Origin of the sequence: Shewanella sp. ANA-3 (genome assembly GCF_000203935.1) — a bacterium.
GTDB lineage: Bacteria > Pseudomonadota > Gammaproteobacteria > Enterobacterales > Shewanellaceae > Shewanella.
Map to the genome: position 1 here is coordinate 3,579,110 of NC_008577.1, position 25,208 is coordinate 3,604,317.

A 25,208-nucleotide genomic window follows, 5' to 3' on the forward strand; every position below is an offset into this window, starting at 1 on the left:
AGTATTCTTTCGAATGGTCGACTGTTAGGCTAACACTTGTATTATCAACTCAATCTCGCCGAGCAGACTCGGTTCATTTTCCCAATAGCAAAAGGATGCCTGCTATCAAACCTATCACTCAAGCTGCCAAGGATCCTTGGGGAAATCCCATCGATGCGACTCACACGCTCCATCGGCCTATCCCAATTGGACGTAACGCCAACCTCGATGCCATACGTGGGTTAGCGGTATTAGGGATATTTTTTATGAATATCTATTTTATGGGGATAAGCTTTTATGGCTATGCGCCCCATCAAATCCCATTGCTCTCAGACCAAGTGCTCGAAGCCTTTAGCAATTTCTTTATTGAAGGGCGCTTTATCAGCCTGTTTTCCATCTTATTTGGTGTCGGGCTTTATATTCAGTACCAACGGTTTAGCGATAAAGGTTTAGCGGCCTATTCGCTGCTGCTCTCACGCTTGAAATGGTTGATTGTCTTTGGCCTGATCCACGGCATCATTATCTGGCCCGGTGATATTTTACTGACCTATGGGATCAGCGGCTTTTTAGCACTCTGCTACCGAGATGCCAGCATCGCCGAGTTAAAACGTAAGGCCAATATTTTTATTTTCAGTTCGTTAGTGGTTATCTGCTTAATCAGCATCATGGGCAGTGACGAACTCTTTACCCGCGAATCGCCCTTATTTGCCGAGCAATACAGCGCTTGGACATCGGGTTATGCCAATCAACTGTTCCTGCATGTCATGCAGGTCGGTTACATGGCGCTGGTCATTCCCTTCACCTTAATGTGGTTCACGGGCGGACTGATGCTGCTCGGAATGGCGCTCTATCGCCAAGGTAGCTTCGAGCAGGGGTTTGAGCGAAACACCTTAATCAAGCTGGTATTAGCCAGCTTAGTTCTCTCTGCCCTAGATACCCTGCTGAGCTTAACTCAAAACCCGATACTGGTGATGTTTTCGGATATCATAGTCATGCTAAGTGCTATCCCTACCGCACTGATTTACATCCATATATTGGTTAAAATCTGCCAAAATCGCTCGGCAGTGTTAAGGCCTTTGCAAAATGTCGGCAAACTCGCCTTTAGCCTGTATATATTGCAATCCATTGTCGGTGTGTTTATCTTTCGCCACCTTGCCCCCGAGTTAATATTAACCCTCGATAGGGGCGGTTATATGGCGATAGCGCTGGGTTACTCTCTGCTGCAATTGCTACTCGCAGGTCTGTATTTACGCTACTTTAACCAAGGGCCACTCGAAAAACTCTGGCGCCAGCTCGCCTTTAAGTCCATCAACGCTAGTAGCCATTTGAACTCGAACAATGAACAACAAAAGAGCCAGTAAAACACCTTCCGCTCCAGTACATGAACGAAGAGCGACTCAACAAAGAGTGAATCAGCGAAAAGCGAATAAATCTAGAGCTACAGAACCAAGAGTCGCGAAATCAAAAGTGGCAAAACCCAGAGCCGCGCGCTCGCATCAGAGTTCAATGCCTTTGGTATTAGCACTCGTTTTTCTGGCGATGCTAATCGGCGCCGCTTGGTGGCATATGCTGCCGCTTGCGATTGTGGGTTTATACCTGCTGCTGAGTTTATGTACCTTTATCGCCTACGCCTTCGACAAATCGGCAGCACGAAAAGGTCGCTGGCGCACCAAGAAAAGCACCCTGCACCTGATGTCTCTCCTCGGGGGTTGGCCCGGCGCACTGTTTGCCCAGCAGTTACTGCGGCATAAATCGGTCAAAGCCGCCTTTCGTCAACTGTTTTGGCTCACTGTCGTGACCAACTTAGCCCTGCTGGGTTATGGGATCCAAACGGGTATCATGGATAGATTGATTTAACCGTCACGCTAATGCGTTTCTATTTCGATCAATTGCTCGACAACTTTTAACGCCTGCATGGCAGCACCTGTGTCGCCGCGTAGCTGCGCCGATACTATGGCACCTTCCTTCAATAGGCATAGGGTATCGACAAGATAAGCCGCTTTTGCCTCGGACAAGCCCAAGGCCACCACTTGCTGACCAATTAAATCTGCCACCCGCTGTTTATGCTCGGCACATAAACGATGCACTGGATGGCTAGCATCGGTAAATTCGGCACTCACATTGATAAAAAAACAGCCCCGAAACTCACACAGCTGCGGCACTCTTTGATTAAACCAATCATCGAGCGCCATAAATAACACGCGGATCCCCGCCGTGCCCATCTCGACTGCTAGCACTCGCTCGCTTAACCATTGATAAAACACTCGGTCGCGGTACAGAACCACGGCTTCGACCAACTCATCCTTACTGGCAAAATGATGGTACAAGGTTTTTTTGGCAATCGCCGACTCCTGCAAAATCTGGTTAATACCCACCCCATGTACGCTCTGAAAATAAAACAGTTTAAACGCCGTGCTGATGAGCTGTTGACGTTTATCTAAGGGCATATCTGACAAGACTTCGGGTTGCGGCATATCGCCTTCCTCTGCAATTAGGATTTAAGCGTATCTTCTCACAGGTAGACAACTCAGTCTACCCATGCAATGATACCAAGCAGACAGATTGGTCTACCTGTTAAAAGTTCAACACAATGAAGCGCTACGCGGCCACAGGGATCGAGTCAACGGGCAACTCAACACTGCCCTCCCCAAGCCACAGCCATTGATATTCACCATATAAACCACAGCCCTTGCGCGATAGCCAAGTTGGGCTCAAAGGACACACAATGAAAGTGATAAGCCAACAACAATTAAAACCCGCACTGCTCGCCGGCATAGGCGCCATGTTATGTATCAGTGCCCTAGCAAGCTTGGAGCAAATGAGTTCACAACTGTTGTGGCTGATGGCCCCCTTTGGCGCCACTATGGTGATTTTATTTGCCCTTCCCGATAGCCCATTGGCACAGCCAAGAAATATTGTCTGCGGCCACCTACTGACCAGTTTGATGGGGCTTATCATTCTCCACAGTGTAGGCGTCTCGCCGCTAACATTAGGGTTGGCAGTGGGGGCGGGAATCGCATTGATGATGCTCACCCACACAGTGCATCCTCCAGCGGGAGCAAACCCACTGGTTATTATGCTGACCGCACAAGGGTGGGATTTTTTATATTCGCCAGTCGCCAGTGGTCTAGTGCTGATCCTGTCCTTTGGCTGGCTGTATCATAATCTGCTGTGTCGACGCCCCTATCCGCAGAAATGGTTTTAAGCTGCGTCTAAACATTAAAACCTAAGCGTTTTACATATTTGGGCATGAACTGGATAAAGAAGAGAATAAAAAGTGCATAAAAATAAAGGGCAAGTGAGATTGCCCTTTATCAAAAACCGTAAGCTTTCGTTTAAAACCAGCTTAGGGCGATACTGATAATCACCCCGGTTATCAGCAGCTGCATTAAACAAAACCCCATGATATCCCGCGCCTTTAACCCGGCGATGGCCAGCACAGGCAGCGCCCAGAAAGGCTGGATAAGATTGGTCCACGCATCTCCCCAAGCTACGGCCATAGCAACACGTGCCACATCGGCGCCCAAGGCTTCGGCCGCAGGCAACATAATCGGCGCCTGCACCGCCCATTGTCCGCCCCCAGAAGGCACGAAAATATTCACAATCCCGGCACTGATAAAGCTCCAAAATGGCAGACTTTCGGCACTGGCGATGGCCACAAAACCTTCGGAAATACTCTGGGCTAATCCCGATTGCACCATCACCGCCATAATCCCTGCGTAAAAAGGAAACTGGATAACGATACCCGCGCCGCCTTTAATGGCTTCGTTGAGACTCAGCAATAGACTGCGTGGCGTTTGATGCAGCACGATGGCGAGGAATAAAAATAAGAAGTTGACTAGGTTAAGGTTTAAGCTGCCGCCCTGCACAGCAAAGTAGTAGCCTAAGTAAACGAGTCCCGCGCCGCCCACGCTCCAACCGAGCAAGCGACTGTTTTCTAATTTATCCGCAGGGCGAGTCGTATTGGCCGTTAACTGCGCCGCGTTATCGTCTGCGGCCCCATCCTCAAGAGCCTTAGGATCGACATAGATACCGTCTTTCTCTTCGGGCAGCATAAAGCGGTTTACCAGAGGCATCACCACAAACAAAATCAGCACTAACAGCAGGTTAAAGCTCGCGAAGATGGTCTCGCTGGTGGGGATGATGCCGATTTGTGATTCAGAGAAATGCCCCGCCGTGGCAATGGTTAGCGGAATCGAGCCCGCTAAGCCGCCATGCCAAACCACAAATCCCGAGTAAGCACTGGCGACCAATAAACGGTAATCCACACGCACTTTACGCGCTAAGGCCTTCGCGAATAAGGCGCCGACCACTAAACCAAATCCCCAGTTAATCCAACTGGCGGCGAGTGAAACCAGTGTTACTAAGATAATCGCCTGTGGCGCCGACTTAGCGAATCCAGCGATGCCATCGAGTAATTTCTTAATCGGTGGCGAGCTGGCGAGCATAAATCCCGCCACCAGCACTAATAGCATCTGCATCGAAAAACTCAGCAGTGCCCAAAAGCCATCGCCCCAGTAATTGATGACTTCGAGTGGGGTTTTCTGCTCAGCCACCACGGCCGAAATCAACACCACTAAGGTTAAGAGCAAGACAAAGATATAAGGGTCGGGTAAATAACGGTCGACGAGTTTGACCAGAGGTTTTGCCGCTTTGGTTAACATAAGACTGTCCTTGTTTATTCTTCTTATCTGTTTTTATTGAGTTTTTGTAGAGTCTAATGCCACAGGTTAAGCGATCTCTAAAACGGGATAAAGCCTTTAGCCGTTTTAAAAAGTGAGAAAATGTAACGCGGATCATCCAGTACCGCGCCAAACCGAGGCGCTAGCCACTTCGGCTAAAAAACTGATAACATGGCCAAAATTGACTGAGGTGCTCCTTAAAATGAAAATGTTACTTGCCGTTGTTGTGATTGCTGGGGTGATTTTTTACTTCTTTACCTCGATGAATAACCAAAAAGCGGCCCAAGAAAATATCCGTTTAGGTAATGAGTTTTTAGCGCAAAACAAAAACCAAGAAGGGGTGAAAACCACCGCCTCGGGATTGCAATATCAAGTGTTACAGCAAGGCACTGGCACTGTTCATCCTAAGGCGAGTGATACAGTGACTGTGCATTACCACGGCACCTTAATTGATGGCACTGTGTTCGATAGCTCGGTCGAGCGCGGTGAACCCATTGCTTTCCCACTCAATCGCGTGATTAAAGGCTGGACTGAAGGCGTGCAACTGATGGTCGAAGGCGATAAGTACCGCTTCTTTATTCCAAGCGAACTGGCATATGGCAACCGCAGCACTGGCAAAATTGGCGGCGGTTCGGTACTGATTTTTGATGTTGAGCTGCTAAAGATTAATTAATCTGACGCTGTAATCCTTAATAAAAAGCCCTGCATTGCAGGGCTTTTTTAATGTATTTAATCCCTATCGACTAAGGGCAAGACGCCGCGCCGATATCCGTCCATACCGCAGCGACACCGGGGACATCTCCCTTAGTCCAGTATTTGGCTTGCCACTGACGACCGTTATAGCTGGTGGTTGCTCCGCCGTTGTAGGCGACGCCCGCATCCCAACCTAACTCGACCTGACTCAACAATTGCCATTGATCGGCGGTTCTTGAAGGTGTGTTACCTTGAGTCCAGTATTTCGCCTTCCAAACCAGTTGGTTATAACTCACGGTATCATCTGTGTTGTAAATGCTTGTCGCATTCCAGGCGGGATAGTTGGCCGCATTGGGGTCAGTTGCGTCACATTGACCACCCGTCGCCTTAGGCGTCACGCTTAAGGTTAAGGCTGCACTGGCATCTAAGGCGCCATCTGAAACCAATACGCTCAAACTGTATTGGGTCGATTGAGTAACCGTCGGCGCCGTCACCACCAGTGTGGCAGTGTTTTGTCCACTCGCAGCCACACCGCTGGGCACTGTCCATGCGTAGGTGAGGCTGTCGCCATCGGCGTCGGTCGCCGTCGCATTAATGCTCACCGATTGCCCCGCTTCAACCGTTACACTCGCTGGCACAGTCACCACAGGCGCTTGGTTTGCCGTCTCGGCCTTATGGGTTAAAGTCACAGTATCGGTTGAAGATAATCCTTCGGGATCTGTGACTTGCAGGCTAAACACATACACCACATCCGAGGCCGCCTCACTCAGTTGCACCACAGCATTAGCCATATCCGCATTACTGATACTTAAGCTTGGGCCCGAGACTTGGCTCCATTGATAACTCAAGGCGCCGTTTTCAGGATCCCGCGACGCACTGCCATTTAGTGTCACATCCGCAGTGCCCGTTACCGTGATATCTGCTCCCGCATTGGCAATCGGCGCTTTATTCGCAGGTGGCATTGTACCCTCGCCATGGCCTAGACCTTCGTGCATAGCATTGAGTATGTCGCCATTATCGGCATCAATTTCCCAGGCGAACAGACCACCGAGCTGATTGGTCAGCACGTATTGGCCCTTGGCTTTAACAGAGCGCGCATCGTCGAAGGTAATTAAATCGCCTGTAGATGCATTAAAGACCGATGGCGCTTCGGCGGTTTCATCATAGGCATAGCTCCAACCTGCGCCCATATAATCCTTAGCGATCTGGCGATAATCCACCACGCCCGCTTCCCAAGTGCCCTTGACTTTGCCCGTTGCTGTGCCCGTGAAAGGATTGTTACCGCTATAACCATTCACCCCAGTCCAGCCGCGGCCGTACATAGCGGCGCCGACCACAATCTTACCCGGCGTCACCCCTTGAGAGAGCAACGCTTTTACGCCTTTGTCCATGGTATAGCGGGTATTAGGATCCCAGCTCGCCTCATAGAGATTGGTTTGATGTCCAAGCTCAGTATTGGTCCAGCCACCATTAAAGTCGTAACTCATCAGGAAGATGTAATCCATATATTGCTGCGCCGCCTGATAATCGACCTTAGCAATCTTATCACCGCCCGCACTGATGGCCGAGGTCAACTCATAGCTGCGTCCGGTTTCAGCGCTGAGCTCATCGAGCATCGCCCGCAGTTCACGCATCAGGGTGACATAGGTTTGTCCGTCGTTGGCATTCCCTAAGCTTGGGTTAGCGCCACTGCCGCCGGGGAATTCCCAGTCGATATCGACACCATCGAAGAACTTCCAAGTTTGTAAAAACTCCTTCACTGAGGCGACAAAGGTGTCGCGCTTGGTTTTATCCCCCAAAAAGTAGAAGGGATCCGAGAGCGTCCAGCCACCAACGGAGGGGAGGATCTTCAGATCGGGATAGGCTTGTTTTAACGCCATCAATTGACCAAAGTTGCCTTTGTAGGGATCGGAATACTCACTCACCCCCGCCTGCGGCATTTGCACCGCCGCCCAAGGGTCGTGAATCGCCACTTTAAAATCGGCACGGCCAGCACAGGCGCGCTGCAATGCCTCAAAGCTACCTTCGATTTCCTTTAAGCTGTCGTTGATACCATTGCCACCACAAATCGGGGTAAAGCCATATAAAATATGGGTTAAGTTTTGTGCAGGGATCTTATCGACGGGGAATTTACGTCCATAAACACCCCACTCCACAAAGTAACTTCCCACCACTTTGCCGGATTTATTCGCATAGGGACGATTGTTTTCCTTCAAAGGCGCATTGAGTGGCAGTAAATGGCTGCCATCCGTATCGGCGACTAAAATTTCCCTCGCATCACTGGCACTGCAACCTTCGTTATTACAAAGCTGCACGCGCATTTGATAGCGCCCGCCCTTATTGACCTTGAAATTGGCCGTCCCCGCCGCACTCGATGGGCCTTCCCATGCCACATTTCCATCGAGTAACACCTGCGCCTTATTACCGATGTCGCCGTTATATAAGTTCCAAGTCACGGACACATCGGCAGCATCTTTAACCGTCACTAATTGGTTATAGGCTGAGGCAGCTTGATTTACCTCGATAATGGCAAACTTGGTTTCCCCCCAACCTAACGTCGGTTTACCGGGGAGCGCTGCAAAGGCTTGAAAACTGGCAGCGGAGGCCAGCACCGAGGCCACCAGCATCGCCGAGGTGGAGATTTGAGTCTTAAACATGAGATTTCCCTATTGAGTAAGTTATGCATCAATAAGGCAAACAAAGCGTAGACAGGAAACAACACTCTTAAAACCATGTGCGTACAACGGCAGCATGAAGAAACAACCTGTGGTATCCCCGCTATCATAGGTACAAACGAACCCTTAGACCGGAGGCTTTGCGTCCCAATCTTTCGATTGGTTTGCCTTTTACACTAATGACAACGTTGTCATTACGTTAATTAGCATATGCCGCGATAGCGTTAAATTGCAACTAAATATTAACAAACAGGCCATTGTACCGATTATCAACGCAGGATTAGCTTTAAAGAAAAGTAGAGCTATTGAGTTCAAAAAATGAGCAATAAATTGTATTTAAAAGGATTGCTTAAACCATAGAGTCGTATCATCGACTCGCGTAGCCAATAGGAGAGACAATAAAAATAAATCGAAAGTCTTAAGAAAGAGGTTATGCAGGGCGCCGTTCGATAACTCGTGCAAACAAAAATGCGGTCATCGAACAAGGTGATATGCAGAGTGCACTGCAAACACACAAATCCGATGGCCGCATGCTGTTGTTCTCGACCCAAACGAAATCAATATCTGAATCAATATCTGAATCAATATCAGCGTAAGCAAGCCAAGATTAATAGCCGGAACGAGCTTATCACGCCTCAATCTTGGCCTATTCGCACCTCAATCGAAGCCGTTAGGCGGCGTCCTTCGAGTAATCCCTTGCCAAGATCACCGATAAGCCACGGCAGACTAAGGTCTCCATATCATCGACACGATTAATCTTCATTTCGGCTAACGGTGCACTGAGGGCCATGCGTCTTAAACTATCGAGACAACCCTTGTAGTATGGCGCGCTATTCATCATGCCGCCCGCTAACCAGATCCGATTAGGATTAAACAGATTGACCGCCCACGCTAACCCCATCCCCAGATAAGTACCGGCGAGATATAAATCATCTGCAGTAGCAATCTTACGGCTGCGGATAGAATCGCCGCTGGCGAGCTGCTCAAGACTAAACTCCCCCGCCTCCGTCATCACCCGGCAATGCCCAAGCTCCCCGGCTACTCCCGTTGCCCCCGTAAAAGCCTTGCCGCTCAAGGCGATCGACATGCCAATCCCAGTGCCACACATGACTAACAACTCACAGGCATATTTTTCATCACAGGTTGCCTGCATACCGGCGTCGATATCATTGCAGATAAACTTAAGTTCGCCTTGGGTTTTCAAGGTTTCAAAGCTTAGCCCATTGAGACCGGGCAAAGATTTACAGGACACCAAACGATTCTGTTGTACGAGTCCAGGTACAGCGATCGCTAAATGGTAATTCTGTAAATCATAATCCCGTTCCAGCGCCGCGATTTGATCATTTAAATCTTCAATTTTAAAGCCTTCACCCGTGGGGATTTTATATTGTTCTGTATGCCCCTTGAGTTGAAGTTCGAACAGGGCTTTGCTACCGCCCACGTCTATTGTTAATGTTTGCATCGCCAACTCCACTGATACATGTGCTCCCCTCTGACCCCGAGCGGAGATGGCGAATGTTAGCATAATGGGCCAATATTAGCGATTGAATAAAACTTAAGTAGCTAATTTGTAAGAATTAGTCGGGAGGACTGAGTGATAAAGATAACATTTCAATTTGAGAATTCGCCTAAGATCACAGCCCATGTTACCGCAAAGTGATACCTAAAAAACAAAATTGTATACAAAATCCTTTATTCCATCCCCTTGCATCTTAGCCATTGAGCTTGCGATAATCGCCGCCAATTCGCATCCTTTTCGCCAGCATTACGCATTATAATTTGGTCGCCTACGTCAGCCGCCAATGCCAATATTTGGAGCCCCTATGTCGTTAGAATCGTCATCATCCCAACAACCTAATAAGATTGCTAACCGTCTCGCCGCCATTCGTAGTGAACTCGCCAGTGCCAATTTAGATGCCTTTATCATCCCGCGCGCGGATGAATACTTGGGCGAATATGTGCCTGAGCATAACGAGCGTCTGTACTGGGCAACCGATTTTACTGGCTCAGCAGGCATGGCCATTGTCTTAAAAGACAAAGCCGCCATCTTCACCGATGGTCGTTATACGGTACAAGTTCGCTTACAGGTGGATGCAAATCTGTTTAGTTATGAAAGCCTGACCGACACACCACAAATCGAATGGCTATGCGATACGCTTGCCGCAGGTTCACGTGTGGGCTTCGATGCCCGTTTACACACATTAGCGTGGTTTGAAAACGCCAAAGCGATGTTAGCGAAGGCTCAAATTGAACTGGTTGCCGTCGAACAGAATCCGATTGATAAACACTGGCAAAACCGACCTGCACCATCGAGTGCAGCAATCACGTTATTTAGTAATGAGAGTGCGGGTAAAACCAGCCTGCAAAAACGCACAGAGATTGGCGCATTAGTCAAAAAAGCCGGCGCCGATGTCGCGCTGATCGCCGCTTTGGACTCCTTCTGCTGGCTACTCAATATCCGTGGTAATGACGTGCCGCGTCTGCCGGTCGTACTCGGCTGCGCGCTACTTCACGCCAATGGCGATATGCAGCTATTTACCGATTTGAGCAAACTCCCTGAAGGCATTGAGGAACACGTTGGAGCGGGTGTGAGCTTTAAGAGCGAAGCTGCACTTGCCGATACCTTGGCAAGCTTACAGGGCGTGAAACTGCTCGCCGATCCGAACTCTGCCAACGCTTGGGCACAAAATATCGCCCGCGATGCTGGCGCTAAGTTAATCGCCGGTATCGACCCCGTATCACTGCCTAAGGCACAGAAGAATGCCGCCGAATTAGCAGGCATGCGCGCCAGCCATATCCGTGATGGTGTCGCCGTGAGCCGTTTCCTCGCTTGGCTCGATGCCGAAGTCGCCGCCAATCGTCTGCACGATGAAGCAACCCTCGCCGATAAGTTAGAAAGCTTCCGCCTAGAAGATCCACAATATCGCGAGCCAAGTTTCGATACCATTTCCGCCGCAGGCGCCAATGCGGCCATGTGCCACTACAACCATAACAATGGCACGCCTGCCATGATGACGATGGACAGCATCTATCTTGTGGATTCTGGCGCTCAGTATCTGGACGGCACCACGGATGTCACTCGCACCATCGCCATTGGTAAAGTGACCGATGAACAGAAGAAAATGGTCACCTTGGTATTGAAAGGCCATATCGCCTTAGATCAGGCTCGCTATCCGAAAGGCACAACGGGGCAACAACTCGATGCCTTCGCCCGCCAATATCTGTGGCAACATGGGTTTGATTACGACCACGGCACAGGCCACGGAGTTGGTCATTTCCTCAGCGTGCACGAAGGCCCGCAGCGCATCGGTAAAAATCTCAATGCCATCGCCCTAATGCCTGGCATGGTGTTATCCAACGAGCCAGGTTATTACCGCGCCGACAGTTTTGGGATCCGCTTAGAAAACCTAGTGGTAGTGCAACACTGCGAAGCCTTAAAGGGCGCCGAGCGTGAAATGTATGAATTTGATGCCTTAACGCTGATCCCAATGGATGCTCGCCTTATCGATAAGAGCCTGTTAACCCAAGGCGAAATCGACTGGTTTAATGCTTACCATCAGAAAGTGTTTAACACCTTATCGCCATTAATGTCGGGCAGTGAGCTTGAGTGGCTGACAAAGGTCACAAAAGCCATCTAACGTTAAGTGGCACAAAACTAAAGCCCAAGCCAATGCTTGGGCTTTTTATTTAGAGTCGCTTCAAGACCCGTTCCACCTATGATGTTACTGTTCTGACAAGCTAAATCACGACATTAGTCCAATAGTCAGGCTGATGTTTTTCACCTAAGCTCCTACCACTATTTAGGCAAATGAACTTATAACCGCTTTAGCCAGGCATAAGCTAAAAACAGACCTTATACAAAACTCTAAAATTTGCTTTTAAACAGGATAAACACTCGTTTGAAAGCGAATTAAAAATGCAATATTTGCAGAAACTTACAAAATTTAAAAATCATTACTTTTGTTGCGGGTAAAGCTAAAAACCGCTCTCCAATACCCACACAAAAATGATACCATTATCACATAATAAGCCGACTCCAATGAGAGCTGGCACCCGTTTTACCAGTTACATTTACCCAAAAAGTCGTATCGGCCCTGAATGGACACACTAAATGAGCCAGAGTAACCCTAGCCGCAGTAAAACCAGCCAACTCCACAGTAACGCACAGGAAGTCCGCCTCACACCGCAAGACGAATTGATTTCAACCACAGATACCCGTGGGATTATTACCTACGTTAATCAACGCTTTGCCGAAGTTTCGGGTTATAAGGCCGAGGAATTGATCGGCCAGCCTCATAACAAAGTGCGCCACCCTGATATGCCCAGTGCCGCCTTTAAAGAAATGTGGGAAAAGCTGAAATCCGGCCAATCCTGGCGAGGCATAGTCAAAAACCGCTGTAAGAATGGCGGTTTCTATTGGGTCGATGCCTTTGTTTCTCCCCTGTTTGAGAATGGGACTATCATAGGTTATCAGTCGGTGCGTATTCAGCCGCAGGCGGCCTATGTCAGTAAAGCCACGGATATCTACCGCAGGCTAGTACAAAACAAACCCATCCCTAAACCGCTGAGTTTAATGCAAAAACGATTTGTCTCCGCCGTCGTTGCTACCACAGGGTTACTGATTGCGGGTTACTTTTGGGGTTGGGGAGTGATTTTCGCAGGGGCGATTCTGATGAGCCTCAATCTGGCGATCTTCTACGATGAGGCCTTTCGCATTCCAGCCAAACTGGTTGAAATGCAAGAAAAATATGATTCCATCAGCCGCTATATCTACTCAGGCGCCGATACCTCATCGATTCTCGATTTCCAATTGATCCTATTGCAAGCCAAGATGAACGGCGTGCTTGGCCGCACCCAAGATCAGGCCCACCACTTACATGCGATTGCCGATCAGCTGGTGGTGACGACAGAACAAACCTATGTCAGCCTAGACCAAGAGAAAAACCAGCTAGAGCAACTCGCCAGTGCAATGGAAGAAATGAGCTCAACCATTGCCGAGGTTGCACAAAATACCCAACTGACCTCGACCAGTATCAACACTGCCTACGATCTCTGCCTCAAAAGCAGCGCCAATATGAAAGCCAACACCCAAAAGGTTGAGCAATTAGCCAAATCCGTGGCCGATGCCGCCAATAATGCCCATCAACTCAATAAGGAAGCCGAACGGGTGGCCAGCGCCATGGGCGAGATTGACTCGATTGCCGAGCAGACTAACTTGCTCGCGCTCAACGCTGCGATTGAGGCGGCTCGCGCAGGCGAGCAAGGCCGCGGGTTTGCGGTTGTCGCCGACGAAGTACGCGCGCTGTCGAGCCGTACCCAATTGTCGACTAACAGTATTTCCCAGAGCGTCGACAAGATGTTCAGCATGCTAAATGCCTGGGCGAAGGAGATGGAGCAGAGCCGTCAGCATGCAGAGCTATGTGCTAACGATATTCAAACTTCTGCTGAGAACGTGAACACCATTTACCAAGAGGTGAGCGAGATCCACACCTTTGCCCAGCAAAACGCGGTGGCCGCAGATCAGCAGCGCCAAGTGGTGCATGAAATCACTAACAACATTCACTCCATCACCCAAACCAGCAGCGAAAACCTCGCCGCCACCCATCAAATTGGTGATGCCGCGAATCATTTAAAACACAATGCCGAAAAGGCCCTAGGTCTACGCCGCGCCTTTGGCTAGTACTCCCGTCGCGCCATTATCAACTAAGATGATGGCGCGATACTCTCCCTCTATGTTTTCCCCTCTACAGTTTCAACCACATCTAAAACCGCTTACAGATTGTTATAAAATCCCAAAGGGTTAAAAAGTACAGGTTTTAACCGAAAATTTTGCTATACTCCGCGCCCGCCATTTTTCTGCTACACAAAGTGCAAAATACAGTGTGGCGGAAATGCGTAAGCAAGTGCATAGGTTTGAAGCACTCTTGTAGTGAAGCGCTGTTGTAATGAATAAAGTGCGGCAGAGTGCGCTTTCAACAATAGAATGATGCGCTTGAATGATTGAATAAGTGACTGACAGGAATCCAAAATGAGATTTGAATCTTTTAGTTTTTGCCCCGAGATTTTACGCGCTATCTCAGATTGCGGTTATCAAAAAATGACACCTATTCAGCAGCAAGCGATCCCCGCTATCCGCCGCGGGCAAGATGTGCTGGCTAGCGCGCAAACAGGTACGGGCAAAACGGCGGCCTTCGCCCTGCCGATACTGCAAAAGATGGTAGAAAACCCTAGCGAGACCCTAAAATCGAACGCGCGGGTATTAATCCTCACGCCGACTCGTGAGCTCGCAGCTCAAGTCGCCGACAACGTTGAAGCCTACAGCAAGTATTTAAATTTCAGTGTATTAACCATTTACGGTGGTGTAAAGGTTGAGACTCAGGCGCAAAAGCTTAAGCGCGGTGCCGATATTATTGTCGCGACGCCGGGGCGCTTACTCGAACACCTGACCGCCTGTAATTTAAGCCTCTCTAGCATCGATTTTTTAGTGCTCGATGAAGCCGACCGTATGTTAGACATGGGCTTTAATGCGGATATTCAAAAAATCCTTCAAGCGGTGAATAAGAAGCGTCAAAACCTATTATTCTCAGCTACCTTCTCAAGTGCGGTGAAAAAACTGGCCAACGACATGATGGTCAAACCTCAGGTGATCAGCGCCGATAAGCAAAACACCACCGCCGATACCGTGAGCCAAGTGGTGTATCCGGTGGAGCAGCGCCGTAAGCGCGAACTCTTATCCGAACTGATTGGTAAGAAGAACTGGCAACAAGTGTTGGTCTTTACCGCGACGCGCGATGCGGCCGACACCTTAGTGAAAGAATTGAATTTAGATGGAATTCCCTCTGAAGTCGTCCACGGTGAAAAGGCACAAGGTAGCCGTCGCCGCGCGCTGCGTGAGTTTGTCTCAGGCAAAGTGCGCGTATTAGTCGCCACTGAAGTCGCCGCCCGCGGCTTAGACATTCCAAGCCTTGAGTATGTAGTCAACTTCGACTTACCTTTCCTTGCCGAAGACTATGTGCACCGTATTGGTCGTACCGGTCGCGCGGGTAAGTCAGGGGTTGCGATTTCATTTGTGAGCCGTGAAGAAGAGCGCACACTCGCTGATATTGAAAAGCTAATCGGCCAAAAAATTCGTCGTATTACCGTGCCAGGATACGAAGTCGGTAGCCGCGACTTGCTGTTAAAGCAGCTACAAACCCGTCGTAGTTTTGCCAAGAAACAACAGCGACTCGACAACGTTAGCGAGCAGATCATCGCCGAGAAAAGCATGCAGGGCCGCCGCGTGAAGATGAAGGTTGGCCAAGCCCCAAGTAAGGCGAAAAAACTTAAGTAAATAGAGTGAACTATCACCTATCCAATAAAAAAGCGTCCTAGTGGACGCTTTTTTATTGAGTCTAAACGACTGGTTTTGTATCACTTAACCACTTGAATTTTAGGGAAAGGATACTTGCCCTCTTGGATTTCCTTATTAGGGCCGTACATGCGCATAATAATGTAGGCATCCTTTTCAGGAATCGGCAGCCAATTGCTGTTGCTCTCATCCCCTTTAGCGCTCAATTCGATGGTATACATGCCATCGGCGCCGGGTTTAAGAGTACGATCGCCGCGGCTGTGGCGGTTAATCTCATTGTGCGCCATTAAACGATTATCCGATCCATACACAGTAAACGACCAGAATTGACTCACCTCGGGCGCCTTAAAGTGCATCAGGTATTTTTTGCCATTTGAGCCATTGAGATTTTTACCGTCATCGCCCTTTTCCTCCTTCAGATAAACGGACTCATCGGGCGGCAATCCCCACTGACCAAGGTAAGTGCCTTCGGCGAAAAGATCGCGCGCACCATCACTCAACTGCTCACGGGTACCTAATAACTTACCCGCATTGGTCATTTTTGGCGCTAACTCGATAATGTGTTTCATCCCTAACGTTTCGCCAACCTTAGCGGCAGCGATTTGAGCGGCCGTTAAGTCTTCCTTACAAGGCACCAGACCAATATCCTTAAACAGATCTAACCATTGCTTATCGGCCGTGCCCATGTCGCCATCGCAGAGCATATAGTTGACCCGTTGCAGCCAATTGCTCTTCTCGGGATCGGGGTAAGTGCGCTCCTTAGGTTTCGGGCCAGCCACACCAAGATAGGCAGACAAAGTGCGGATATTCCAATCATCCATATAATTTAACGCGACTTTCTCATCTTCCTTGCCAACGGCCATAATGCGGCCCATCAGCTTGATCAGATTCGAATCCACATAAATCACTTCGTCCACACTGGCTGGCACATCGCCTTTCCATGAACGGGCGGCAAACATAAAGTGGCCGCCCTCATTGCCCCTTAAACGAGAGCCAACCATGGAGGTGGTGTAATGGCCCATATCCATAGTATGGAGGATCCAATAACGTCCTTTATCCATATCGGGCACGCTCACGATCACAGGCTCAGCGGCCACGTCCAACCACCCCATTAAGTGCAGGGTATCGTTGTTAATGGTGGGGTGCGCTGTGTAGGTATCGTCGGCAATGTGACGAATATTTTGGAAGCGGTTCAGTGGAGTATCGGTTTTAACTGCGGTTTCGTAGAAAAATTTATAGGCTTCATCTATCGAGTAACCATAGATAAATGCATCCTGAGCATTTTTATCCGAAATAGATTGTGCAAAAACGACTTGGCTCGCCATGATTGCAGCGAGGGGAAACAGTACTTTCTTCATCAACAACTCCTTGTATAGACTTGAAATAATGTAAAAATCCAAGCTCATCTATCAACAGCCAATAGCTTATCTATCCAGATGCCAACAAATGCGAGTCACGCTACTCGAAATTTATCCTAGACCCGTTTAAGTTCAATCACAAGCCTATATAAGTTGTTCAATCCACTATCAAATTCAACATGAGTTCCCGCATTAACCCCGTCGGTTCTAACTCACGTTTTATCCATTGAGTACAAGTACTCAAGCCTACTTGCCCTCAAACTGCGCCGATTAACGGTAAACAGTGCCCCTAACGCCGAAGAGACAATAAACTTAGAGATACTTTGCAAACAATTGCTTAAGTCGAGCCTCATCAATGGGATTTTCGCCGCGCCAGTCCGCAAGCGGTAAGGTGATGTCAGAGCGAATACTGCCGGGGTATTTGATATTGCAGATATCCTCAAATGGCGTAAAAGTCTCATAGAGCGGCGTAACATAGGAATTTGGCATGATGCCAAGCTCTGCCAATACCATTAGCTGGCCACGGAAACTGTACTTATTAAATTTAGGGATAATCTTGGCTTTCTTCACCCTTTGCTCGAGTTTTCCGGGTGTTTCATCAACAGGAGCCTGACGAATTGCCTCAATTAAAGCACTAAAGATGGCCACGTCCTCGGCACTAGGTTTACAAGGCAATAGCGTACAAAATTCTTGTAATTCTATGAGTTTGTGCGCCCAGCGCTCGTTCCACACACTGCCAGCGTAACAGGAAAAGATTTCTTGCCCCTGCTCAATCCAATTAACAGCTTTGATTGAACATACAGGACAAATGTCACTATCGGTTGGCATCGTATGTTCTGGCAGCGCCTTCGCAAACAGATAGCTGAGTATGGGCTGTCGACCGCGGGGGAAACTCGAAAAACCACATAAATAGGCCGCCAGTAAATTTTCGAGGGAAAGATTAGGCTGCTTTAGTATCGCTTTATAGCCGAGCACCACATCATCATGACTCAGCTTAACCCTGTCGTTGACCGGATAGCCACTCTGTTCAATCAATGCGATTTCGGTATCAGATAGGCCTTGATAGGAGTAGATAGAGGTTCCCGTATCAACATCAAACACATCGCCATTATCGATTCTTTGCTGATAGCCATGCTCATCTTTGCGATAGGACTTTTTATAATAGACTTTCTTTAATGCGTTAAATAATCCCTTATCCATTTACTGCTTCCTATTGAAAAATTGAGTGAATTGCTCTGTAACCTATGAACATCCAAGCAATAGTATCACTACATGCTTCTCCACCACACCCTTGAGTCACAGCACAACGAAACTCCACCACGCTAACGATTAATTCATACTCCTTGATAAAGATGCCACTAAAACTGCAATAAATTGGCCCGTTAGCCGTTCTTATTTGTATCACCACAACCTAGACCGGCTCAAAGACACAAGCCTAGCTCAATCGCTTGATTAAAAAGAATAACCCAATAATACGGAGAGATGACTGATGCAGTCCCTACTACAGCGCTTTTTACTGACCACCAGCCTATTGCTCGGCAGTTTTAGTACGTTAGCTCAACCTATCGCCAAGGATGAATATTCGGTGAGTCCATTGCTCAATGGCGAGCAAATCCCCGCAATCACTTTGCAAGACATGAATGGTCAAAGCGTTGATTTAGCGAAATTAACAGCACAAAAGCCAACCATTTTCTTCTTTTACCGTGGCGGCTGGTGTCCGTTTTGCAACAACCAAATGGGCCAGCTCAAAGCCATCGAACCTAAACTTATCGACATGGGCTTTCAATTGGTGGGGATTTCACCCGATACACCTGCACAGCTAAAGGCATCAGCGGCTAAAAACGAGCTCAAATATCAACTGCTTTCCGATGAAAAAATGCAGGCAGCGCAAGCCTTTGGTCTTGCCTTTTACACCAGTAAACAAGTGACTGATACTTACCTGAGTCGCTTAAATCTGGATAACCCACTGTGGACAACGCCCGAAGGCGATAAACGCTTAGTTCTGCCTGTTCCGGCAATTTATATCGCTGACACTCAAGGATTAATCCATTTCCAATATGTAAATCCCAACTATAAGGTGAGACCCGCACCTAAGTTGATTCTGACCGCCGCCAGCCTCGTCGGAGCACCAGAATAATCCATCCACCGTCCAAACAGCCGCTAAGAATCGTTATCGATTTAGCGGCTGCTTTGCTAAACTAGCTTGGCCGCAATCGATACGACACGTTCCATTAGATCAATCCTTTAGCCCGCGGCGGAGCCACAATGAATTCTCAAACCTATAACCAAGCCGTACTCGAACTCGCCCGCGCGGGTCTTGCCGATTTAACCGCCTCAGCCCAAGCTAAAAAAGCCCAACGAACTGCCGCGCAGGAGAGTCATTTTCTGTGTAACTGGATGGTTGAAGCGCTCAAAGAGAAGCGTTTCTCGAAACTGGTGGCCGACGATCTCACGGCATGGATCCGTATGGCGCGCAGCCAAGGTGCTGGCGCCGAGCTTAAGCGGTTATTGGAAAGAATTGTTCATCAATATCAGAGTGTTGAAAACTCGCACGTGGAGTTAGGTACAGCGTTAAACGCTATGATTGCCGAGTTAACCCAGCTCGAATGGCTAGTGTTTACTGACACCGAAATTAACACCAAGCTTAAGCTAGACGCCGATGGCCAATCGAGCTTAGTTATTGATGTAAAAGAGTTTACTCAACACATCCAAGATAATCAGCTTATCAAGCCTATCAACTTATATGTTCGTACCGATGAGCAGCTGCTGACTCAAATCGCCCTCTCCCATGGTTTGCTGATAAGCCAAGGTAATAAAAAGACCAGCCTGATTAAACACCATAAGACCTATCAAATTTACCCGCACAATCAGCTGCCCGCCTTGTGCCTACTCTTGGCTTAAGCCCAAAAAGCTGCTTGAATAGGGAAACTGCGCTATGGATAACAATTTTTTCACAATGACTAGGTAAGATATAGCGCAGTCACCGCGAAGCTCGTTTAACCAAGGAGTGAAGGATAAGATGGGTAAAGGACGTATTCTCTATCGTTGGCGAGCGCACGCCGTTTTATTACTTCTGTTGTTTACACCGCCTTCCTTTGCCCAACTACTCAAGTACAACATCACCGGCTCCTATTCTTGGTATCCCTATTTTATTGCGAATCAGCCCGAAGCTCCCGGCATGGTGTCTGAGTTAATTCCACTGATTTTATCCTTAGCCAATATCAAGGGCGAAAACCTGTCCTTGCCGCCAAAACGGACGAACAACGCCCTTGAAACCGGCCAGTTAGACTTTGATGTGGTCAGCCCAAGTTGGTTTACGGATCAAGACTTTGGCCCCTTATTTGTTAAATCCGATCCCATTATGCCCATCACAGAATACGTGGTGACCAGACCCGAGAATGTCGAATCCTTTAAGGAAGTCACTGAAATTAAAGGTAAGCAAATCGGTACCGTCAGGGGATATTTGTACCACGATGACAAGGAGTTTATCCGTGTCGATTTTACCTCGGAGCAAGAGCTGATTAAGGCATTGGATAAACACCGCATCACGGCCATTATCTCGGGTAACTATCCCGCCCTATATTGGTCGAACAAACTTAAGATCCCCGTAGGATTGGCCGCCGTGCATTCCGATGGCGTATTGGTGCTAAGGCTACGTAAGGAGCATGCCGATCTACTGCCCGCACTCAATCATGCGATAGCACAGCTAAAAGCCGATGGAAAAGTGGAGCAGATTATCCAGAAATACACCCAAGCCTTTGCCAGTTAAATCAATAAAAGCTCATGTTTTTAAGTGCTCACAAGAAACCAGCTCTGCACTAACCTAGCAAGCTTGGTCTTTTGTAAATCATAAAGATGAGATGGGTATTTAAGAGGATTTTGCGTTTAGCGCAACCTTAGGTTTTAACACCAAACGCTGCCCCTGATTAAGATGGGTGGTACAGGCGACCCGCAATAAGGAAGCAAAGTTAGCCACCTCTCCGTGGCAAGTTAACACTTCACGGTAAATACGGGTTAAAAACACCGCCACACTCAGCTCGGCATCTTCGGCAATCTCTTCAATAATCTGCCAAAAAATAGCCTCGAGCCGCACGCTCGTCACGACCCCATCTATTCGAATGGAGCGGGTTTTGAGTTCAAACAGTTCGGGTTCGGCACCGGAATAGATTTCACACACAATATCACTCCCCAAGCGGCGATTGCGCTAAGCTCTAGCATTGCGTTTAGCTTAAGTCCCCAGCGAATACTTAACTTAACCAATCACATTAAATATCTAATCAGTTCAGAGCCTCACAGGCATCTCAATCCAAGGCGCATTGACGAAGAAATGGTTATTCCCTTTTAAGTCAATGTAACACGGGAGTGAGATGCCTGTGAGGCTCCCGAAGGGCGGGTTTCAACGCACTTTATACTGCGTTTAAGGCTTTCGACAGAGCACCACTATGCCTTCAAGCCTTCGCCTTGTCTAAAGCCCGTTTTACTCCCGCTGAATGAACAGATATTTAATACGATTGGTATTAAGCCCTACCCGAACTGTTATGCCATAAATAACGTTAGATGAATATCGTTAATTCAATAACTTGTTAAACTGCGCCAACCATGCAGGATGCGCTGGCCAGGCGGGCGCCGTGACTAACTTGCCATCGGTGATTGCCGCCGTCACCTCAATCTCGCAATACTCGGCGCCCGCTTGTTTCACCTCAGGCGCACAAGCTGGATAGGCAGACACTTTCTTACCGCGTACCACATCGGCCGCCGTCAGTAACTGCGCGCCATGGCAAATCGCCGCTATGGGTTTATCTTGGGCAGCAAAGTCCATCACCAAGGCGATCACCGCAGGATTTAGGCGTAAATACTCAGGCGCACGGCCACCGGGAAGCAGCAGCGCATCAAAATCACTGGCGTTGGTACCGGCAAAGTTGCCATTTAGGGCAAATAAGTGTCCTGGTTTTTCGGTATAGGTTTGATCGCCTTCAAAGTCATGGATAGCCGTTTTAATGGTTTGTCCCGCCACTTTATCAGGGCAGACAACCGTTACGCTGTGCCCCACCATTTGTAGGGCTTGGAACGGTACCATTAGCTCATAATCTTCAACAAAATCACCGGCGATGATCAAAATACTGGCCATGAGAAACTCCTTTTATTCGATAAGGGAAAACGCAACATCGGATTTCACTCTACTCCGACCATTAAATTTAGGGTAATAGTGGAATACTACAAATTGGCGCTGCGGTTTCAGGCATAAAAAAAGCGCCCGCAGGCGCTTTAATCTAAACCATTAATATCAATTACTTATCTTTGGCTCTATCACTGTATGTTGCTGGCTATAACCATTTAATCCGCTATTCGCCGACTTCACAACATTTAAGGCTTCGGTAGTTAAAGCATTATTGCCATTGAGCAGGTCGTTTAAGGTGCCAGACTCAGATTGCACTAAGCCCAACTCCCGCAGCATGGCATCCACCACTGGCGCATTAGCGCGGTAGTTTAACGCGGCGCTGGTCACTTGCTCGGCGATACCGCCTTGATGCGCGACAGCGCCATCTGCTCCCGATGCCAGTTGATTACCGGCGCCATAACCTTGAAGAATTTTAATACCTTCAATGTTTTCCAGCGGTTTAACCGCCTGCGCGACAATCTCTGGCAGTGCTTTTAAGATAGCGAGGGATTTTTGCAGCGCAATCTGCTCATCACGCAGCACGTTTTCGGCTTCGTACAGAGCTTGTTTACCCGCCGCTTCTACCGCATAGACCTTCTCGTCGGCCTCGGCTTGCAGTTTTTTGGCATCGGCACTGGCACGGGCTTCAATCAGAATCGCGCTCGATCTGTCTTCGGCGGCACGTTTTTCCGCCTCGGCTTGCACTGTCACGCCCACTGCATCGCGCTCCGCTTCTTTGCGCGCATCGATCACTTCAATCTCTTTACGACGATTCGCCTCAGCCACTTGGCGCACCGTAATAACCGCTTCTTCTTTCTCTACCTTGGTTTTTTCCGCTTCGGCGGCGCGGGCACGGGCGGCAGACTCTTCTTCCGACTTCGCGGCTACCGCGATGTGTTTTTCCTGCTCTGCGACTTCGATATCACGTTGCTGTTGAATACGTGCCTGTTCGATGGATTTGCGCTTTTCAATCTCGCGGGTTTCGATGTCTTTGGTCTTTTCGATTTCCGCTGTTTCGATTGCACGCTCTTTGGCAATTTCAGCTTCGCGTTCTTCACGGGACTTGTTTTCTTTTTGCTTAATAATTTCCGCTTTTTGCTCGGCACGCTTAAATTCGAGCGACTGTTGCTGCACCAGACGCGCTTCTTCTTCGGCCTTTTCAATCTCTAGCGATTCTTTTTCAGCCTCTAGGTTACGCTGCTCGATCTTGATGCGGTTTTCCTGCTGGATATCGTTGGTTTCTTTACGTTTTTCTTCGATAATCTTGGCTAAACGTGCACGACCTTCAGCGTCGAATGCGTTATTTTCATTAAAGAATTGCAGATCAGTCTGGTCAAAACCCGTCAAAGAAACGGATTCGAGCTCTAGCCCGTTTTTCTCGAGATCGTTAGCGACGTTATTCTGCACCCGCTGGACAAAATCGGCGCGCTGCTCATGCATTTCGGTCATGGTCATTTCCGCCGCGACCGCACGTAACACGTCAACAAACTTAGATTCCATCAGCTTTTTCAGCTCTTCCACGCGCGTGGTACGGGTACCTAAGGTTTGTGCCGCCATTGAAATGCCTTCAGCATTGGGCGCCACACGCAGATAGAAGTCGGCCTTCACATCGACGCGCATTCTATCCTTAGTGATCAGCGCATCTTTTTGAGTTTTCTCCACTTCGATACGCAGGGTATTCATATTTACGGCTATGGTTTCATGCAGCACGGGTAAGACGATTGCGCCGCCGTCCTTAATAATTTTTTCACCGCCAAAACCCGTACGAACAAAGGCCATTTCCTTCGTCGCACGTTTATATAATTTGGCGAAAATCAGACCAATCACAATCAGGCCAACCAATACCATTCCGGCAACTAACAACACGAAGTTGCTCGAACTGGTTACATCATTTAACACATCCATTTGCTTTCCTTTTTCGTTAATGGCTTTGGAAAATTAATTATCAAAGCGAGTCGCAGACCAGACTCTTCCTTCTCGTTTTAGCAGCACCACTTGCGTGCCGCTGGCAAACTCGATACCCGAGGTTTCGGGTTCGACTAATACATAATGTTTTTGTTGATGTTTATCGCGCACCACGGCTTCCGATGGCATACCCTTCATGGCGCAGCCTAAGGTGATAGTGCCGACATAACCGCTTAAATCATCAAGGGATATGGCGGTTGACTCATTCTTAGGGAGCAGATCGGCCAATATCCGCCCGAGATAGCGACAGGCAAACGCACTACCAACCACGGCAATCGGTAAGGTAAATAGTTGGGGTAACAAGACGCCCGTGAAGAGCAGGCTCAGGTAATTTGCAATATAACCGACAATCGCAAAGCTGGTCAGTGCCAGCACAAACCAGATAAGTAAGGGTAATCGATTCAGACATAGCCAGCCTGCAATCCCCGTCAGGCCAGTACCGCCAATCTCGGCATCATAATCCACATCGGCGGGCACCCATTGGTCGAGCGCACTCATCATGCTTAACCCTATCACTAGGGCTAAGGCTTCAAACACACCAAGGACAAGCACGCAGGCGAAGGCAATAGTGTAAGGTAGGTTAGGCTGTTCAACTAAAAACGCCCACATAGTCATCTCCTTGAACGATACAGCATTCCATTTACTTCACTGTAATTATCAACTTACGAGCGACAGAATAGCAAGGCGAGCCTAGTTTCCAAACAAAAAAGTTTCCAAACAAAAAATTTACCCTAAAACGGATTTTGACTAAATCCTTGCTGCGCTAGAATCGCATGGGCCGTCATCGCAGACAGGGCCATATCGACACCCGGTAACAAAGAGGCGTTGTGTAAGTCAAAATAAGCGGCGCTCTGACCACAGATATAAAACTTCACCCCGTGGGCCACTAAGGTTTTCACTAAGGCTTTATTGGGGTTTTGCGCACCGTTGTGTTGCTTGGCATAAAAGCTATCATCGGCTAAATCGCCAACGGCACTGCCATGCACCACCATCGCTAGCTCAATATCGCTTTCTTTAACGCCAGCAGCCACGTGCATATTGATAAAACGGGCAAGGCTGTCGAGCTGACGATTCACTTGGCCGACATCGGCCGCCTTACTCATATCGAATGCCACCTTAAACTTCATCCCCGCAGGGATCGCAAGGGTGCTTTCGACCTTAGCCACTTCACCAAATTCGGGGATGGCGGTTCCAGGCGCAAAGCTCTCGGCTCCGGCATGGGCGGCACTGGATAAACCGACCAACAGCGCCATGGTCATGGCTTTAAGGGTTTTAGTGTGATGTGATTTTGGCTGCATGATATTATCATCCTGTTATTGTTATTTTTTCGTGCTAATAGATAACGACAGC

The 25,208-nt window shown here is 48.5% G+C and carries 21 protein-coding genes and 1 riboswitch; of the genes, 10 read left to right on the forward strand and 11 right to left on the reverse strand.

Annotation, left to right across the window (positions count from 1 at the left end; genetic code table 11):
• Positions 1-95 precede the first annotated feature (95 nt).
• Together SHEWANA3_RS15650 and SHEWANA3_RS15655 are read left to right on the forward strand one after the other, a co-directional pair.
• Entirely contained in the window at positions 96-1,340 is a 1,245-nt protein-coding gene (locus SHEWANA3_RS15650) for a DUF418 domain-containing protein (RefSeq protein ID WP_011717833.1), read from the forward strand.
• A gap of 106 nt (positions 1,341-1,446) precedes the next feature.
• Entirely contained in the window at positions 1,447-1,836 is a 390-nt protein-coding gene (locus tag SHEWANA3_RS15655) for a DUF1294 domain-containing protein (RefSeq protein ID WP_244096572.1), read from the forward strand.
• Positions 1,837-1,844: 8 nt separating this feature from the next.
• On the opposite strand, the gene SHEWANA3_RS15660 is transcribed toward SHEWANA3_RS15655, so the two are convergent.
• Positions 1,845-2,453, reverse strand: coding sequence for a TetR family transcriptional regulator (locus tag SHEWANA3_RS15660; protein ID WP_011717835.1), 609 nt, complete (start codon positions 2,451-2,453; stop codon positions 1,845-1,847).
• A gap of 251 nt (positions 2,454-2,704) precedes the next feature.
• Here SHEWANA3_RS15660 and SHEWANA3_RS15665 point away from each other — a divergent pair, with 251 nt between their 5' ends.
• Positions 2,705-3,184, forward strand: coding sequence for an HPP family protein (locus tag SHEWANA3_RS15665; RefSeq protein ID WP_011717836.1), 480 nt, complete (start codon positions 2,705-2,707; stop codon positions 3,182-3,184).
• Positions 3,185-3,314: 130 nt separating this feature from the next.
• Here the strand turns inward: SHEWANA3_RS15665 and SHEWANA3_RS15670 are convergent, their stop codons facing one another.
• On the reverse strand, positions 3,315-4,643 hold the full coding sequence (locus SHEWANA3_RS15670; protein WP_011717837.1) for a short-chain fatty acid transporter: 1,329 nt from the start codon (positions 4,641-4,643) through the stop codon (positions 3,315-3,317).
• A gap of 220 nt (positions 4,644-4,863) precedes the next feature.
• On the opposite strand from SHEWANA3_RS15670, the gene SHEWANA3_RS15675 reads away from it, so the two are divergent.
• Positions 4,864-5,334, forward strand: coding sequence for an FKBP-type peptidyl-prolyl cis-trans isomerase (locus tag SHEWANA3_RS15675; RefSeq protein ID WP_011717838.1), 471 nt, complete (start codon positions 4,864-4,866; stop codon positions 5,332-5,334).
• A gap of 70 nt (positions 5,335-5,404) precedes the next feature.
• Here SHEWANA3_RS15675 and SHEWANA3_RS15680 read toward each other — a convergent pair whose 3' ends face one another.
• Positions 5,405-8,011, reverse strand: coding sequence for a glycosyl hydrolase family 18 protein (locus SHEWANA3_RS15680; protein WP_011717839.1), 2,607 nt, complete (start codon positions 8,009-8,011; stop codon positions 5,405-5,407).
• Between the two features lie 108 nt (positions 8,012-8,119).
• Positions 8,120-8,208: riboswitch (cyclic di-GMP riboswitch) on the reverse strand.
• A gap of 491 nt (positions 8,209-8,699) precedes the next feature.
• Positions 8,700-9,491, reverse strand: a complete 792-nt coding sequence (locus tag SHEWANA3_RS15685) for an ROK family protein (protein ID WP_011717840.1) — start codon at positions 9,489-9,491, stop codon at positions 8,700-8,702.
• Between the two features lie 361 nt (positions 9,492-9,852).
• On the opposite strand from SHEWANA3_RS15685, the gene SHEWANA3_RS15690 reads away from it, so the two are divergent.
• The 3 genes from SHEWANA3_RS15690 to SHEWANA3_RS15700 all read left to right on the forward strand — a co-directional run bounded on the left by SHEWANA3_RS15690 (position 9,853) and on the right by SHEWANA3_RS15700 (position 15,359).
• The gene (locus tag SHEWANA3_RS15690; protein WP_011717841.1) at positions 9,853-11,667 is read left to right on the forward strand and encodes an aminopeptidase P family protein; all 1,815 of its coding nucleotides are present in this window, start codon (positions 9,853-9,855) and stop codon (positions 11,665-11,667) included.
• 473 nt (positions 11,668-12,140) lie between these two features.
• Positions 12,141-13,709, forward strand: coding sequence for a methyl-accepting chemotaxis protein (locus SHEWANA3_RS15695; RefSeq protein ID WP_011717842.1), 1,569 nt, complete (start codon positions 12,141-12,143; stop codon positions 13,707-13,709).
• 348 nt (positions 13,710-14,057) lie between these two features.
• The gene (locus SHEWANA3_RS15700) at positions 14,058-15,359 is read left to right on the forward strand and encodes a DEAD/DEAH box helicase (RefSeq protein WP_011717843.1); all 1,302 of its coding nucleotides are present in this window, start codon (positions 14,058-14,060) and stop codon (positions 15,357-15,359) included.
• Positions 15,360-15,439: 80 nt separating this feature from the next.
• On the opposite strand, the gene SHEWANA3_RS15705 is transcribed toward SHEWANA3_RS15700, so the two are convergent.
• Positions 15,440-16,735, reverse strand: coding sequence for a DUF1254 domain-containing protein (locus SHEWANA3_RS15705; RefSeq protein WP_011717844.1), 1,296 nt, complete (start codon positions 16,733-16,735; stop codon positions 15,440-15,442).
• A 312-nt stretch (positions 16,736-17,047) separates the two neighbouring features.
• Positions 17,048-17,935 (reverse strand): hypothetical protein, encoded by an 888-nt coding sequence (locus SHEWANA3_RS15710; RefSeq protein ID WP_011717845.1) that lies wholly within the window; start codon positions 17,933-17,935, stop codon positions 17,048-17,050.
• Between the two features lie 289 nt (positions 17,936-18,224).
• Here SHEWANA3_RS15710 and SHEWANA3_RS15715 point away from each other — a divergent pair, with 289 nt between their 5' ends.
• The 3 genes from SHEWANA3_RS15715 to SHEWANA3_RS15725 all read left to right on the forward strand — a co-directional run bounded on the left by SHEWANA3_RS15715 (position 18,225) and on the right by SHEWANA3_RS15725 (position 20,504).
• Complete coding sequence (locus SHEWANA3_RS15715; RefSeq protein WP_011717846.1) at positions 18,225-18,872, forward strand: peroxiredoxin-like family protein; 648 nt, start codon at positions 18,225-18,227, stop codon at positions 18,870-18,872.
• A gap of 128 nt (positions 18,873-19,000) precedes the next feature.
• Positions 19,001-19,636 (forward strand): DUF2913 family protein, encoded by a 636-nt coding sequence (locus SHEWANA3_RS15720; protein WP_011717847.1) that lies wholly within the window; start codon positions 19,001-19,003, stop codon positions 19,634-19,636.
• Between the two features lie 118 nt (positions 19,637-19,754).
• A complete protein-coding gene (locus tag SHEWANA3_RS15725; protein WP_011717848.1) occupies positions 19,755-20,504 on the forward strand; it encodes a transporter substrate-binding domain-containing protein in 750 nt (249 codons plus the stop codon).
• Positions 20,505-20,603: 99 nt separating this feature from the next.
• Here SHEWANA3_RS15725 and SHEWANA3_RS15730 read toward each other — a convergent pair whose 3' ends face one another.
• The 5 genes from SHEWANA3_RS15730 to SHEWANA3_RS15750 all read right to left on the reverse strand — a co-directional run bounded on the left by SHEWANA3_RS15730 (position 20,604) and on the right by SHEWANA3_RS15750 (position 25,156).
• Complete coding sequence (locus SHEWANA3_RS15730; RefSeq protein WP_011717849.1) at positions 20,604-20,912, reverse strand: ribbon-helix-helix domain-containing protein; 309 nt, start codon at positions 20,910-20,912, stop codon at positions 20,604-20,606.
• Between the two features lie 390 nt (positions 20,913-21,302).
• Complete coding sequence (locus SHEWANA3_RS15735) at positions 21,303-21,863, reverse strand: DJ-1/PfpI family protein (RefSeq protein ID WP_011717850.1); 561 nt, start codon at positions 21,861-21,863, stop codon at positions 21,303-21,305.
• Between the two features lie 156 nt (positions 21,864-22,019).
• Entirely contained in the window at positions 22,020-23,798 is a 1,779-nt protein-coding gene (locus SHEWANA3_RS15740) for a flotillin domain-containing protein (protein ID WP_011717851.1), read from the reverse strand.
• 33 nt (positions 23,799-23,831) lie between these two features.
• Positions 23,832-24,467, reverse strand: a complete 636-nt coding sequence (locus SHEWANA3_RS15745) for a YqiJ family protein (RefSeq protein WP_011717852.1) — start codon at positions 24,465-24,467, stop codon at positions 23,832-23,834.
• 122 nt (positions 24,468-24,589) lie between these two features.
• Positions 24,590-25,156 (reverse strand): DsrE family protein, encoded by a 567-nt coding sequence (locus SHEWANA3_RS15750; protein WP_011717853.1) that lies wholly within the window; start codon positions 25,154-25,156, stop codon positions 24,590-24,592.
• Positions 25,157-25,208: the final 52 nt, after the last annotated feature.